At 75.2% G+C, this 13607-nt stretch carries 12 protein-coding genes; 4 read left to right on the top strand and 8 right to left on the bottom strand.

Translation table 11 applies throughout. The features are described from left to right. Window positions 1-154: 154 nt before the first annotated feature. Window positions 155-349, bottom strand: a complete 195-nt coding sequence (locus ACLJTM_RS33070; RefSeq protein WP_030650223.1) for a DUF3046 domain-containing protein — start codon at window positions 347-349, stop codon at window positions 155-157. A gap of 234 nt (window positions 350-583) precedes the next feature. Here ACLJTM_RS33070 and ACLJTM_RS33075 point away from each other — a divergent pair, with 234 nt between their 5' ends. Next, window positions 584-1471, top strand: a complete 888-nt coding sequence (locus ACLJTM_RS33075) for a hypothetical protein (RefSeq protein WP_411107497.1) — start codon at window positions 584-586, stop codon at window positions 1469-1471. Here ACLJTM_RS33075 and ACLJTM_RS33080 read toward each other — a convergent pair. From ACLJTM_RS33080 to ACLJTM_RS33090, 3 genes are all read right to left on the bottom strand, one after another. Further along, window positions 1440-1748: an AzlD domain-containing protein gene (locus ACLJTM_RS33080; protein ID WP_411107498.1), complete on the bottom strand. Its 309-nt coding sequence runs from the start codon at window positions 1746-1748 to the stop codon at window positions 1440-1442. The genes ACLJTM_RS33075 and ACLJTM_RS33080 overlap by 32 nt on opposite strands. Continuing rightward, on the bottom strand, window positions 1745-2440 hold the full coding sequence (locus tag ACLJTM_RS33085; RefSeq protein ID WP_411107518.1) for an AzlC family ABC transporter permease: 696 nt from the start codon (window positions 2438-2440) through the stop codon (window positions 1745-1747). Before ACLJTM_RS33085 ends, ACLJTM_RS33080 begins: the two co-directional genes overlap by 4 nt. Window positions 2441-2663: 223 nt before the next feature. Then, window positions 2664-3503, bottom strand: coding sequence for an AraC family transcriptional regulator (locus ACLJTM_RS33090; RefSeq protein ID WP_411107499.1), 840 nt, complete (start codon window positions 3501-3503; stop codon window positions 2664-2666). A gap of 81 nt (window positions 3504-3584) precedes the next feature. Between ACLJTM_RS33090 and ACLJTM_RS33095 the strand changes: the two genes are divergently transcribed. The 3 genes from ACLJTM_RS33095 (at window position 3585) to ACLJTM_RS33105 (ending at window position 9963) form a co-directional block, all read left to right on the top strand. Further along, window positions 3585-8174 carry an ATP-dependent helicase gene (locus ACLJTM_RS33095; RefSeq protein ID WP_411107500.1) on the top strand — a complete coding sequence of 1530 codons (4590 nt, stop codon included), beginning with the start codon at window positions 3585-3587 and terminating at the stop codon, window positions 8172-8174. 112 nt (window positions 8175-8286) lie between these two features. After that, entirely contained in the window at window positions 8287-9093 is an 807-nt protein-coding gene (locus ACLJTM_RS33100; RefSeq protein WP_411107502.1) for an Fpg/Nei family DNA glycosylase, read from the top strand. 99 nt (window positions 9094-9192) lie between these two features. Further along, the gene (locus ACLJTM_RS33105; RefSeq protein WP_411107503.1) at window positions 9193-9963 is read left to right on the top strand and encodes an SDR family NAD(P)-dependent oxidoreductase; all 771 of its coding nucleotides are present in this window, start codon (window positions 9193-9195) and stop codon (window positions 9961-9963) included. 416 nt (window positions 9964-10379) lie between these two features. Here ACLJTM_RS33105 and ACLJTM_RS33110 read toward each other — a convergent pair whose 3' ends face one another. The 4 genes from ACLJTM_RS33110 to rimO all read right to left on the bottom strand — a co-directional run bounded on the left by ACLJTM_RS33110 (window position 10380) and on the right by rimO (window position 13570). Then, the gene (locus ACLJTM_RS33110) at window positions 10380-10757 is read right to left on the bottom strand and encodes a helix-turn-helix domain-containing protein (RefSeq protein ID WP_411107504.1); all 378 of its coding nucleotides are present in this window, start codon (window positions 10755-10757) and stop codon (window positions 10380-10382) included. A 109-nt stretch (window positions 10758-10866) separates the two neighbouring features. Next, entirely contained in the window at window positions 10867-11352 is a 486-nt protein-coding gene (locus ACLJTM_RS33115) for a CinA family protein (RefSeq protein WP_411107519.1), read from the bottom strand. Window positions 11353-11429: 77 nt separating this feature from the next. Then, on the bottom strand, window positions 11430-12086 hold the full coding sequence (pgsA, locus tag ACLJTM_RS33120; protein ID WP_411107505.1) for a CDP-diacylglycerol--glycerol-3-phosphate 3-phosphatidyltransferase: 657 nt from the start codon (window positions 12084-12086) through the stop codon (window positions 11430-11432). Then, window positions 12083-13570, bottom strand: a complete 1488-nt coding sequence (rimO, locus tag ACLJTM_RS33125; protein ID WP_411107506.1) for a 30S ribosomal protein S12 methylthiotransferase RimO — start codon at window positions 13568-13570, stop codon at window positions 12083-12085. Before rimO ends, pgsA begins: the two co-directional genes overlap by 4 nt. Window positions 13571-13607: the final 37 nt, after the last annotated feature.

A 13607-nucleotide genomic window follows, 5' to 3' on the forward strand; every position in this document is an offset into this window, starting at 1 on the left:
TCCGCCGGCCAGGGCGGCGTCGCCCCCCGGGCGTCTTCGGGCCGGTCGGTCGTCTCATCGGTTGCTGCCACGCGGCCAAGTCTGTCCCACCGGCCGCCCGGACGGCGAAGCAGCCTGCCGCCCGCCGGGCGGGCCGGCGCCGCAGATCCGCGCGTCAGCGCAGCGAGGCCGGCACGTCCATCGCCGAACACACCGCGCGCCAGACGTCCTTGGCCTCCCAGCCCGCCTCCAGGGCCTGGTGCACGGTCCGGCCGCCCAGCTCCGTCATGACGTGGTCCCGCGCGAAGGAGTCCGCGTAGCCGGCGCCGAAGTGCTCCGCCATCCGCTCCCAGAAAATCGTCAACCGCATGCCCCCAGTATCCCGCTCCGGAGAGTGCACCCGCCCCGATCGCCCTCCGGCGGCGCACCGGGGCGTCCTACGGTTTCTCGCATGCCTGGAGACGAAGCTCCCCCTCCGGCCCCGGCGGCCCCACCGCCCGCGTCGGCACCGCTCCCCCCGTCCGGAACTCCCGCACCACCGGCACCACCGGCACCGCCTGCGGCGCTGGCCCGTGCGGCGCAGTTCATCTGGCTCACCGCCCGCGTGCTGGAGCAGCGCCGGTTCACCTTCCACTTCCTCGGCGGGGACGCCGACGCCGTGGACATCGCCCTCGGCTCCTACCTCAACGCGGACGGGGGCTTCGGGCACGCCCTCGACCCGGACCTGCGCGGTCCGCTCAGCCAGCCCCTGCACACCGTGCACGCACTGCGGGTACTGGACGGCCTGGGCCGGTGCGCCGGGCAGCGCATCGAGCGGCTCTGCCGCCACCTGACCGCCGTCTCCACCCCCGAGGGCGCACTGCCCGTCGTGTCACCGGGGCAGGCCGCCCACCCCGCGGCGCCCTACCACCCCGTCCGGGACGACCCGCCGGGCGAGCTGCTGACCACGGGTCCGGTCGTGGGGCTGCTGCACCGCAACCGGGTCTGGCACGCCTGGCTGTTCCGGGCGACGGACTTCTGCTGGGAGCGGGTCGAGACGCTGCAGCGCTCCCATCCGTACGAGGTCCAGAGCGCGGTGGCCTTCCTCGACGGCGCCCCCGACCGGGCGCGGGCAGCGGCCGCCGCGGACCGGCTGGGCCGGCTGGCCCGGGAGCAGCGGCTCGTGGTGGCGGACCCGCGACGGCGCACCGGGCACCCGCCGGCGCCCGGCTACGCACCGGGCGAGCTCCTGTTCGCGCACGACGTGGCACGGCGGCCGGAGTCCCTGGCCCGCGGCTGGTTCACGGACGAGGAGATGCGCCGCTCACTGGACCACCTGGCCGCCGCGCAGCAGGCCGACGGCGGCTGGCCGGTGCGGCGCGAGGCCTGGGCCCCGGGCAGTTCCCTGGAGCGGCGTCCGATCGCCACCCTGGAGGCCCTGCTGACGCTGCGGGCGTACGGGCGCCTGCCGGACGGCGGCGCTACCAGCCCAGCGCCCGGACCCCGGCGGTGACCAGCACGGCCGCGGCGACGACGACGAGGAAGGGGGCCCGCAGGACCAGGGCCAGCCCGGCGGCGGCCAGCCCGGCGACGCGGGCGTCCAGGACGAGGTCCTGGCCGGTGCTGAAGGTCTGCTGCGCGGTCAGCGCGGCCAGCAGCGCCACCGGCAGCAGGGCGGCCAGCCTGCGCACGGCCGGCCGTTCCAGGGCCCCGGCGGGCACGAGGAGCCCGGCGAGCTTGACGGCGTAGCAGCCGGCCACGGTGATCCCGATGGCGATCCAGACGTTCACGGTCGGCGTCCCTTCATCCACAGCACGGCGGGCGCGGCCAGCGCCGCCACCAGTACGGGCACCCCGGCGGGGAGCACCGGCAGCAGCCCGAGCCCCAGGACCACGGCCAGCGCGGCGACGGCCCGCTCGGTGGAGGTCTTCAGCATGGGGGCGAGGAGGGCCAGGAAGACGGCCGGCCCGGCGGCGTCCAGCCCCCACGCCCGGGTGTCCCCGATGGCCTCGGCGCCCAGGGCGCCCAGCAGGGTGGTGAGGTTCCACAGCACGTAGAGGGTGAGCCCGGTGACCGCGAACCCGAGCCGGGCCGACTTCCGGCCGGGCTGGGCCAGCGCCACGGCGGTGGTCTCGTCGATCACCCAGTGGGCGGCGAGGGGGCGCAGGGCCCGCGGCAGGGCCAGCAGCTGGGACAGCCGCAGACCGTAGAAGGCGTTGCGGGTCCCGAGGAAGAAGGCCCCGGCCGCGGCGGTGAACGGATTCCCGCCCGCCGCCAGTGCGCCGACCAGGGCGAACTGCGAGGCCCCGGTGAAGACGAGCAGGCTCAGCACACAGGCCTGGAACGTGCTGATCCCCGCCCCGGCCGCCGTCACCCCGAAGGCGAACCCGGACAGCCCGACGGCCACTCCGACGCCGAGCGCGTCCCGTACGACAGCGGCTCTCGGCCGCTCGTCGCCGACCCCCTCGGGGGTCTTCTGCATCACTGTCCGATCGTCTCCCACGCCCCGAACGTACGCAGTCCCGGACGGCGGCGTCTTGTACGTTCTTGCACGCCCGGCAGGACAGGACGGACCCGGGCGCCCCGCCGGTGCGCCCCGCCGGCGCCCCCCGCCGCGCAGCCGGACGCGCGGTCCGGGCCGGACGACCCGGGGCCCGCGACCCGGCCCGGCACGGGCAGGACGGAACGGGACGGGACGGGACGGTCTACCCGGCGCGCTCGCGGCGGTACGCGCCCGGGGGCACGCCCACGATCCGGGTGAAGTGGCGGTTGAGATGCGGCTGGTCGGTGAAGCCGACCGCCACGGCCGCCTCCGCGGGCGGCGTGCCCGCGGCCAGCAGCCGGCGCGCCCGCCGGACCCGGGCATCGGTGAGCCAGGTGTGCGGGGGCATCCCGTACCGCTCCCGGAAGGCCCTCAGCAGGGCGAAGGGGCTCGTGCCCAAGTCCGTCGCCAGCTGCTCCAGCGACGGCGGATCGGCCAGCCGCCCCTCCAGCACCGCCCTGGCCCGCTCGGCGTCCGCGGCGCCCGCACGGCGCACCGGGCGGGCGGGCAGCGGGCCCGCATGCCGGGCCAGCATCCGTGCGACGGCCCCCCGCAGCAGCGTGTCCGCGGCCAGCGCGTTCCCGGCCTCCGCCGCCCGGTGCACCTCGGTGATCACCCGTGAGCCCTGCGGGTCGGTGACCAGGTCGCTGGTGAACCCGGGGGTGCCGCGCAGGGTGCCGATCTCGGCGGCCACCCCGGTGACCAGGTCCCGGGACGGGTAGAGCGTGGCGTAGGCCCAGCCCTCGGGCACGCCGGCGCGCGCCGAGTGCGGCACCTCGGGGTTGATCAGGACCACGCTGCCCGGTCCGGCGCGCAGGGTCCCCGTCGGCAGGCCGACCTCCTCGATCCCGCCGGTCACCGCCGCGAGGACGTACCCGTCGTGCGCGTGGCGCGGGAAGGTGTGGCGGACGTAGCGGGCGCGCAGCAGGTCCAGGCCCGGCAGCTCCGCGTACTGCCAGTGCCGGGCCCACTCCCCGCTCCGGCTCCTGCCGTCCGTGCCCACGCCCCCATTGTGCGCCCCCCGACAGGACCGGTGTCCGCCGAGGTCCGGGCCGTTGTCAGAGCCGGGGTGCACGATGGGGGCATGCCCGGCTCCGCGCTCGACTCGTTCTCCCCGGCGACCCGCTCCTGGTTCACGGGGGCCTTCGCTCTGCCCACCGCCGCCCAGGAGGGGGCCTGGCGGGCCATCGGGGAGGGGGCGGACGTGCTGGTCGTGGCCCCCACCGGATCCGGGAAGACCCTGGCCGCCTTCCTCGCCGCCCTCGACCAGCTGGCCTCCACCCCGCCGCCCGCCGATCCGAAGAAGCGCTGCCGCGTGCTGTACGTGTCCCCGCTGAAGGCCCTCGCGGTGGACGTGGAGCGCAATCTGCGCAGCCCGCTGACCGGTATCCGGCAGGAGTCCGTCCGGCTCGGCCGGCCCGAGCCGGAGATCCGCGTCGGGATCCGCTCCGGGGACACCCCGCCCGCGGAGCGCCGCGCGCTGGCCCTCCGGCCGCCGGACATCCTGATCACCACGCCCGAGTCGCTGTTCCTGATGCTGACCTCGGCGGCCCGCGACGCCCTGTCCGGCATCGAGACGGTGATCCTGGACGAGGTGCACGCCGTCGCCGGGACCAAGCGCGGCGCGCATCTGGCGCTGTCCCTGGAGCGGCTGGACGAGCTGCTGCCGCGCCCCGCGCGCCGGATCGGCCTGTCGGCGACGGTGCGCCCGGTGGACGAGGTGGCCCGGTACCTCGCGCCGCGCGGCAAGGTGGAGATCGTCCAGCCGCCCTCGGCGAAGGAGTTCGACCTGTCGGTGGTCGTCCCGGTGCAGGACATGGGCGAGTTGGGCGGCTCACCCGCCTCCGAGGGCCGCGAGGGCGCGGACAAGCCCTCGATCTGGCCGCATGTCGAGGAGCGGATCGTCGACCTGGTCCAGGCGCACCGCTCGACGATCGTCTTCGCGAACTCCCGGCGCCTCGCGGAGCGCCTGTGCAACCGGCTCAACGAGATTGCGTACGAGCGCGCCACGGGCGAGCCCATGCCGGACGGCGCTCCGCCGGCCGAGGTCATGGCACAGTCGGGCGCCGCCCAGGGCGCCCCGCCGCTGCTGGCCCGCGCGCACCACGGCTCGGTGTCCAAGGAGCAGCGGGCGCTGGTGGAGGAGGACCTCAAGGCGGGCCGGCTGCCCGCCGTGGTCGCCACCTCCAGCCTCGAACTGGGCATCGACATGGGCGCCGTGGACCTGGTGGTGCAGGTGGAGTCCCCGCCGTCGGTGGCCTCCGGGCTCCAGCGGGTGGGCCGCGCCGGGCACCAGGTCGGCGCGGTCTCCACCGGGGTGGTGTTCCCCAAGTACCGAGGCGACCTGGTGCAGGCGGCCGTGGTCACCGAGCGGATGCGGACCGGGTCCATCGAGTCGCTGCGCATCCCCGCCAACCCGCTGGACGTCCTCGCCCAGCAGCTCGTCGCCATGACCGCGATGGACACCTGGCAGGTGGACGACCTGATCGCGCTGGTGCGGCGGGCGGCCCCGTTCGCGGCGCTGCCCGAGTCGGCGTTCACCGCAGTGCTGGACATGCTGGCGGGCCGCTACCCGTCGGACGCCTTCGCGGAGCTGCGGCCGCGCGTGGTGTGGGACCGGGTGGCGGGCACCGTCACCGGGCGCCCGGGCGCCCAGCGCCTCGCCGTCACCTCGGGCGGCACCATCCCCGACCGCGGGCTGTTCGGGGTGTTCCTGGCCGGCTCCGACCCGAAGAAGGGCGGCGGCCGGGTCGGCGAGCTCGACGAGGAGATGGTCTACGAGTCCCGCGTGGGCGACGTGTTCACCCTGGGCACCACCTCCTGGCGGATCGAGGACATCACCCGCGACCGGGTCCTGGTCACGCCGGCTCCCGGGGTGCCCGGCAGGCTGCCGTTCTGGAAGGGCGACCAGCTGGGGCGTCCGCTCGAACTGGGCCGTGCGCTCGGCGCGTTCCTGCGCGAGCTGGGCGGCCTCAGCGCGCAGGACGCCCGGCTGCGGTTGCGGGCGGCCGGCCTCGACGCCTGGGCCGCCGAGAACGTCCAGGCGTACCTCACCGAGCAGCGCGAGGCCTGCGGCCACGTCCCGGACGACCGGACCATCCTCGTGGAGCGCTTCCGCGACGAGCTGGGCGACTGGCGGGTCGTCGTCCACTCCCCCTTCGGTGCGCAGGTGCACGCCCCCTGGGCGCTGGCCCTCGGGGCCCGGCTGGCCGAGAAGTACGGCATGGACGCCCAGGTCATGCATGCCGACGACGGGATCGTGCTGCGTCTGCCGGACGCCGACCTGATGTCCATGGACCTGCTCGACCACGACCCGGCGCAGCCCGCGGCCTTCGGGTTCGACGACGAACAGGCCCCGCTGGGCGCCTCCGACGTGGTCTTCGACCGGGGCGACGTCCAGCAGATCGTCACCGACCAGGTCGGCGGCTCGGCCCTGTTCGCCTCCCGCTTCCGCGAGTGCGCGGCGCGCGCCCTGCTGCTGCCGCGCCGCAGCCCCGGCAAGCGCACCCCGTTGTGGCAGCAGCGCCAGCGCGCCTCCCAACTGCTCCAGGTCGCCTCCGAGTTCGGATCCTTCCCGATCGTGCTGGAGGCCGTCCGCGAATGCCTCCAGGACGTCTTCGACGTCCCCGGCCTCACCGAGCTCATGGGCGACATCGAGGCCCGCCGCGTCCGGCTGGTCGAGGTCACCACCCCGGAGCCCTCGCCCTTCGCCCGGTCGCTGCTGTTCGGGTACGTCGCCCAGTTCCTCTACGAGGGCGACTCGCCCCTCGCCGAGCGCAGGGCGGCCGCGCTCTCACTGGACTCCCGGCTGCTGGCCGAGCTGCTCGGCCAGGCGGAGCTGCGCGAGCTGCTCGACGCCGAGGTGCTGGAGGAGCTGGAACGGGAGCTGCAGTGGCTCACCGAGGAGCGGCGGGCCAAGGACCCCGAGTCGGTGGCCGACCTGCTGCGCCTGCTGGGCCCCCTCACCGACGCCGAGCTGGCCTCCCGCGGAGCGGACGCCTCCTGGGCGCCGGAGCTGGGCGCGGCCCGGCGCGCCGTCCGGGTACGGATCGCCGCCGCGGACCACTGGGCGGCCGTCGAGGACGCGGGCCGGCTGCGGGACGCCCTGGGCACGGCCCTGCCGGTCGGCGTCCCTGAGGCTTTCACCGAACCGGTCAAGGACCCGCTCGGCGACCTCCTGGCCCGGTACGCCCGCACCCACGGGCCGTTCACCACGGCCGCCGCCGCGGCCCGCTTCGGCCTGGGTGCGGCGGTCACCGAAGGGGCCCTGCACCGGCTGGCGGCCGCCGGCCGGGTGGTCCAGGGCGAGTTCCATCCGGCGGGCATCGGCCAGGAGTGGTGCGACGCGGCCGTGCTGCGCAGGCTCCGCCGCCGCTCCCTGGCCGCGCTCCGGCAGGAGCTGGAGCCGGTGCCGCCGGCCTCGCTGGCCACGTTCCTGCCCCAGTGGCAGCACCTGGGCGGGGCCCTGCGCGGGATCGACGGCCTGGCCCGGGCGGTGGAGCAGCTCCAGGGCGCCGCAGTGCCGGCCTCCGCCCTGGAGCGCCTGGTCCTGCCGTCCCGGGTGAACGCGTACACGCCCGCCCTGCTGGACGAGCTGACGACGACGGGCGAGGTGGTGTGGGCGGGCGCAGGAGCCCTGCCGGGCAAGGACGGCTGGGTCTCGCTGTACCTGGCGGACGCCGCCCCCCTCCTGCGGCCCCCGCCGCACCCGCTGGAGCTGAGCCCGCTGCACCAGGCGGTGCTGGACGCCCTCGCGGGCGGTTACGGCCTGTTCTTCCGCCAGATCACCGAGTCGGTCCGCGCCCGGCACCCGGAGGCCGGCGACCTGGACCTGACCTCGGCGCTGTGGGACCTGGCGTGGTCGGGCCGCCTGACGAACGACACCCTGGCGCCGCTGCGCTCCCTGCTCGGCTCGGGCCGCACCGCGGGGGCGACCGCGCACCGGGCCCGGCGCACCGTCCCCCGCGGCCGGTACGGCACCCTGAGCGCGACCGTGTCCCGTACCGGACCGCCGACGGTCGCGGGCCGGTGGTCCCTGCTGCCCGCCCTGGCCCCCGACCCCACCCACCGGGCCCACGCCCTGGCCCGCACCCTGCTGGACCGGCACGGGGTGGTCACGCGGGGCGCGGTCGCGGCGGAGGGCGTCGAAGGCGGCTTCAGCGCCGTCTACCGGATCCTGTCGGCCTTCGAGGACAGCGGTCAGGCCCGGCGGGGGTACGTGGTCGAGGGGCTCGGTGCGGCGCAGTTCGCGATGGACGGGGCCGTGGACCGGCTGCGGGCCGCCGAGCGGACCCCGCCCCCGCTGGCCGCGGTGGTACTGGCCGCCGCGGATCCGGCGAACGCCTACGGCGCGGCCCTGCCCTGGCCGGAGCCGCCGGAGGGGGCCACCCACAAGCCCGGCCGGAAGGCGGGCTCGCTGGTGGTCCTGGTGGACGGGGAGCTGACCCTCTACCTGGAGCGGGGCGGCAAGACCCTGCTGGCGTGGCCCGCGGCGGAGGACCCCCGTCTGGGAGCGGCCGTCGAGGCCCTGACCGCCGCCTCCCGCGCAGGCACCCTCCCGGCCCTCACGGTGGAGCGCGTCAACACCACCGCGGCGCTGACCTCCCCGCTGGGCCCCGCCCTGGAGTCGGCGGGCTTCCACGCCACCCCCAGGGGCCTGCGCCTGCGGCCCTGACACCGGCCCGCGCCCGCGCGCCCACGCCCCGCCCCGCCCCGGCTGCCGACCGCGGGCCGGGCGCGGCGGGGGTGCTCCCGGACGCGGCGGTCCGGCGGGCGACAATGGGGGCATGCCCGAAGGAGACAGCGTCTGGCGAGCGGCGGCCCGACTGCATGCGGCCCTGGCCGGCCACCCACTGATCCTCAGCGACCTGCGCGTCCCCCGCTTCGCGACCGCCGACCTCACCGGCCGCACCACGCTCGAAGTCGTGCCGCGCGGCAAGCACCTCCTCGCCCGGTTCGAGGGCGGCCTCACCCTCCACAGCCACCTCCGCATGGACGGCGCCTGGAACGTCTTCCCCGCGGGAGCGACCTGGCGCGGCGGCCCCGCGTACGAGATCCGCGCCGTCCTCGGCACCGCGGAGCACACCGCCGTCGGCTACCGCCTGCCCGTACTGGAGCTGCTGCGCACCGCCGAGGAGGACCGCGCGGTGGGCCACCTGGGCCCCGACCTCCTCGGGCCCGACTGGGACCCCGGCCGGGCCACCGCCAACCTGCTCGCCGCCCCTGCGCGGCCGCTCGGCGAGGCCCTGCTCGACCAGCGCAACCTCGCCGGGATCGGGAACGTCTACAAGTCCGAGCTCTGCTTCATGGCCCAGGTGACCCCCTGGACCCCGGTCGGCACACTGCCCGTGGACACCCTGTCCCGCCTGGCCTCGGCCGCGCAGCGGGTCCTCGCGGCCAACGTCGGCGAGCAGTCCAAGCGCTCCGGGGGCCGCCGCAACACGACCGGCAGCCTCCGCCCCGGCCATGACCTCTTCGTCTACGGCCGGGCCCGCCGCCCCTGCCTGCGCTGCGGCACCCCCGTCCGCGAGGCCCCGCAGGACGACCGCCCCACGTACTGGTGCCCCCAGTGCCAGCTCGGCCCGGTGGGCTAGCGCCGCGTCCCGCTGGACCCCTCAGGGTCGCAGCAGGTCATCGCGACGGCCCCCGCCCGCTGGTTGACGCCCCGTCAGATCCGGCCGTACGGTCCCGGCATGCCCACACCCACCACCCCGTACGACCTCACCGGCCGGACCGCCCTGATCACCGGCGCCGCCAGCGGCATCGGCCGCGCCACCGCCGTGCTCCTCGCCGGTGCGGGCGCTGCCGTGCACTGCGCCGACCGTGACGAGGCGGGCCTGGAGGAGACGGCCGCCCTGGTCGCCGAGGCCGGCGGCGCCGCCGTCGTCCACCCCCTCGACGTCACCGACCGCGCCGCGCTGCGGGCCGCCGTGGCCGCCGCCGGCCCGCTCGACATCACCGCCGCCATAGCCGGGATCATGCACAACAGCGCGGTGCTGGAGACGACCGACGAGGACCTCGACCGGGTCCTGGACATCAACTTCAAGGGGGTCCTGCGCACCTGCCAGGAAGCCGCCCGTTCCCTGATCGCCGCGGGCCGTCCCGGCTCGATCGTCACCATGGCCTCCGGCGCCGTGGACGCCGCCCAGGCGGGCCTGCTCTGCTACAGCGCCGCCAAGGCCGCCGTGGTGCAGCTCACCAAGACCCTCGCCACCGAGGTCGGACCGCACGGCATCCGCGTCAACGCCGTGGCGCCGGGCTGGATCCGTACGCCGATGACCGGCCGCCACGGAGCCGAGGTCCAGGACCGGACCGAGGCGGCGATGGTGCGCCTGTCCCCGCTGCGGCGGGTCGGTGAGCCCGAGGACATCGCCCGGGCGGTGCTCTACCTGGCGTCGGACGCCTCGTCCTTCATGACGGGGCAGATCCTTCGCCCGAACGGTGGAGTGTCGATGCCCTGGTAGCCCCCGGCTCCCGCGGGCCGCCCGGATCCTCCAGGCCGCCCGGATCCTCCGGGCCGGTCCCACCAGCCGTCCCGGTGGGTTCCGCGGCCCGCCGGCGGGCCCGGCGCACGGGCCCGGGCACGCAGTGCACCGGCAGCAGGCCCAGCCCCCAGCCGCCGAAGGCGACGGCGCCCTCCACGGCCCCTGAGTCGGCGGGCTCGAAGACCAGCCGCAGCAGAGCCCACCACCACAGCGCGCCCGCGGCCAGGGCAACAGGTATGAGTAACCGCCGCACGGCTACCTCCCAGGGGCCGGGACCCGACCCGCCCATCCTCCCGTACCACCCCCGAACGCGCACCCAGAACAGCACGGAGCCCCGGCCGGTGCGCAAGGCACCGGCCGGGGCTCCGGCCACACTCATACGCTCACGTGCACGCTCACGCGGCTACGACATTCACCGCTTCCGCAGGCGCCTTGATGGTCACCCGCTCCGGTCCCGCGACCGAAGTCATGGAGACCGAATTGAGCATCGGGCGGACCGGCGCACTCACCGGTTCGCTTGCCGCGGCCGACTGTGCCAGCTCGGCCAGCGACAGTTCGTCGCTGACTTCGCGCATCAGCTCGGACATCCGTACGTCCAACGCGTCGCAGATCGCGGAGAGCAGTTCGGAGGACGCCTCCTTCTGCCCCCGCTCAACCTCGGAGAGATAGCCGAGCGAGACTCGGGCCGACGAGGAGACTTCGCGCAGAGTACGGCCCTGGCGCTGGCGCTGCCGACGCAGCACGTCACCCAGCAGGCGACGGAGCAGAATCATCGGTGGCTCCCTCCTCTGACCGTGTAGCCGCATCCTTCACGCCCCACCGTACCGCCTCGCGCCGCGGCCGTGCGGGGAGCGATGTCGTGTTCACTCAGGGCTGCAAACATCAAATCCCCCCGTGTTGTTCCGTATCCTGCCCCCGCGCATTCTCACGGAGTTGGCTTGAGAGAAGTTCGAGCACGGTGCGTGCGCTCTCCCTACGAATTTCCGTACGGGAGCCGTTCAACCACAGCCGGGCCGATTTCCTGCCCACCGGGCCCGCCGCGGCGATGTAGACGGTGCCCACCGGCCGGCCGTCCTGGGGCTCGGGTCCGGCCACTCCCGTGGTCGCCGCCCCCCAGGAGGCGCCCATCACGCTGCGCACACCGCTCGCCATCTCCTCGGCGACCTGGGCGTTCACCGCGCCCTCGGCGGCCAGCAGCTCCGCGTCCACGCCGAGGACCCGGTGCTTGAGCTCCGTGGCGTAGGCGGTGACCGAGCCGCGGAAGGACCGCGACGCGCCGGGGACCGCCGTGATCTCGGCGGCCACCATCCCGCCGGTCAGCGATTCGGCGACCGCCAGTGTCTCGTCACGCTCCGCGAGCAGCCGCAGGACCTCACGGGCGAGTTCCCCGGCTCCTGCGGCGGCGGCCGTCCCGGCGGCCGCCCGGGCGTCCCCGGCGGTATCCGTCACCGCGCGGCCCGCTCCGCGGCCCGTCCCGCCCGGCGCAGCACCACGGCCTGGCGGATGTAGTCCAAACCGGTGACGACGGTCAGCACGACGGCGAGGGCCATCACCCAGAAGCGCATCGTGGCGAGCGCTCCGGTCAGTGCCAGCACGTACATGCCCACCGCCGTACCCTGGACGAGGGTCTTGAGCTTGCCGCCCCTGCTGGCCGGAATCACCCCGTAGCGGATGACCCAGAAGCGGAGCAGCGTGATCCCGAGCTCCCGTCCCAGGATCACCCCGGTCACCCACCACGGCAGTTCGCCGAGCCAGGAGAGGCAGATCAGCGCCGAGCCCATGATCGCCTTGTCGGCGATGGGGTCGGCGATCTTGCCGAAGTCGGTGACCAGGTTGTACGTCCGGGCCAGGTGCCCGTCGAAGATGTCCGTGATCATGGCGACGGCGAACGCCGCCCAGGCCCACGCGCGCCAGGCGGGGTCGTACCCGCCCTCGGCCAGCAGCAGGAAGACGAATCCCGGCACCAGGACGAGGCGGATCATCGTCAGGATGTTGGCGATGTTCCACAGGCTGGCCTGATCGACCGCCGCGGCTCCCAGCTTCGCGCCGGGCGCGGGCCGGCGGCCGGTCCCGCCCGCCGCAGATGCCGGGACTCCGGTCATCCGGCCGCCTCCTCAAGATCCGCGCCCAGGGGCTCCGCCACCAGGTCCACACCGAGGGTGCCGACCACCTTCGCCGTGACGATGCGCCCCGGGACCAGGCCCGCGCTGTCCGTGAAGACCACCTGGCCGTCCGTTTCGGGGGCCTGGTGGGCGGCGCGCCCGAAGGCGCCCTCGCCGTCCTCGTCCACCGCTTCCACGGTCTCGACGAGTACCTCCAGGGTCTCCCCGATCCGCTCCTCCGCGCGCTGGGAGGTGAGCTCCTCGGCGAGCCGCTGCATGTGCGCGAGCCGCTCGGCGATGGTGTCCTCGTCCAGCTTGCCCTCGTAGGTGACGGCTTCGGTGCCGTCCTCGTCGGAGTAGCCGAAGACGCCGATGGCGTCGAGCCGCGCGTGGGTGAGGAAACGCTCCAGCTCCGCGAAGTCGGACTCCTTCTCGCCGGGGAAGCCGACGATGAAGTTCGAGCGCACGCCGGCCTGCGGGGCCTTGCTCCGGATGGTGTCCAGCAGCTCCAGGAACCGGTCCGTGTCACCGAAGCGGCGCATGGAGCGCAGCACGTCGGGCGCCGAGTGCTGGAAGGACAGGTCGAAGTACGGCACGACCTTGGGCGTCGAGGTGAGGACGTCGATCAGCCCGGGCCGCATTTCGGCGGGCTGCAGGTAGCTGACGCGGACCCGCTCGATGCCGTCCACGGCGGCGAGCTCGGGCAGCAGCGTCTCCAGCAGCCGGATGTCGCCGAGGTCCTTGCCGTACGAGGTGTTGTTCTCGGAGACCAGCATGACCTCCTTGACACCCTGCTCGGCGAGCCAGCGGGTCTCTGTCAGCACGTCGGCGGGGCGGCGGGAGATGAAGGAGCCGCGGAAGGACGGGATGGCGCAGAAGGAGCAGCGCCGGTCGCAGCCGGAGGCCAGCTTCACGGAGGCGACGGGGCTCTTGTCCAGGCGGCGGCGCAGCGGCGCCCGCGGTCCGGAGGCGGGGGCGAGGCCCTCGGGCAGGTCGGCCGGCGCGGGCTCGGGCTCCTGCGCGTGCCCGGGCAGGGCCACCTCGGCGTCCTGGCGCTCCGCCGGGCTGATCGGCAGCAGCTTGCGCCGGTCGCGCGGGGTGTGGGAGGCGTGGATGCCGCCGTTCAGGATGGTCTGCAGGCGGTCGGAGATGTCGGCGTAGTCGTCGAAGCCGAGCACGCCGTCGGCCTCGGGGAGCGCTTCGGCGAGTTCCTTGCCGTAGCGCTCGGCCATACAGCCGACGGCGACGACGGCCTGGGTCTTGCCGTGGTCCTTGAGGTCGTTGGCTTCGAGCAGGGCGTCTACGGAGTCCTTCTTCGCGGCTTCGACGAAGCCGCAGGTGTTGACGACGGCCACGTCCGCATCGGCGGCGTCCTGGACGAGCTCCCAGCCATCCGCCGCCAAGCGGCCTGCGAGCTCCTCCGAGTCCACCTCGTTACGGGCGCAGCCAAGAGTGACAAGGGCGACGGTACGGCGTTCGGGCATGGACTCAAGACTACTTCGTCCCGGCGCGGGCCCCTGC

Source organism: Streptomyces sp. cmx-4-9 (assembly GCF_046548835.1).
GTDB lineage: Bacteria > Actinomycetota > Actinomycetes > Streptomycetales > Streptomycetaceae > Streptomyces.

Coding starts and splice junctions, on each gene's coding strand:
- rimO (WP_411107506.1), bottom strand. CDS start 13,570: ATGCCCGAACGCCGTACCGTCGCCCTTGTCACTCTTGGCTGCGCCCGT.
- ACLJTM_RS33070 (WP_030650223.1), bottom strand. CDS start 349: ATGCGGTTGACGATTTTCTGGGAGCGGATGGCGGAGCACTTCGGCGCC.
- ACLJTM_RS33110 (WP_411107504.1), bottom strand. CDS start 10,757: ATGATTCTGCTCCGTCGCCTGCTGGGTGACGTGCTGCGTCGGCAGCGC.
- ACLJTM_RS33095 (WP_411107500.1), top strand. CDS start 3,585: ATGCCCGGCTCCGCGCTCGACTCGTTCTCCCCGGCGACCCGCTCCTGG.
- ACLJTM_RS33100 (WP_411107502.1), top strand. CDS start 8,287: ATGCCCGAAGGAGACAGCGTCTGGCGAGCGGCGGCCCGACTGCATGCG.
- ACLJTM_RS33105 (WP_411107503.1), top strand. CDS start 9,193: ATGCCCACACCCACCACCCCGTACGACCTCACCGGCCGGACCGCCCTG.
- pgsA (WP_411107505.1), bottom strand. CDS start 12,086: ATGACCGGAGTCCCGGCATCTGCGGCGGGCGGGACCGGCCGCCGGCCC.
- ACLJTM_RS33085 (WP_411107518.1), bottom strand. CDS start 2,440: ATGCAGAAGACCCCCGAGGGGGTCGGCGACGAGCGGCCGAGAGCCGCT.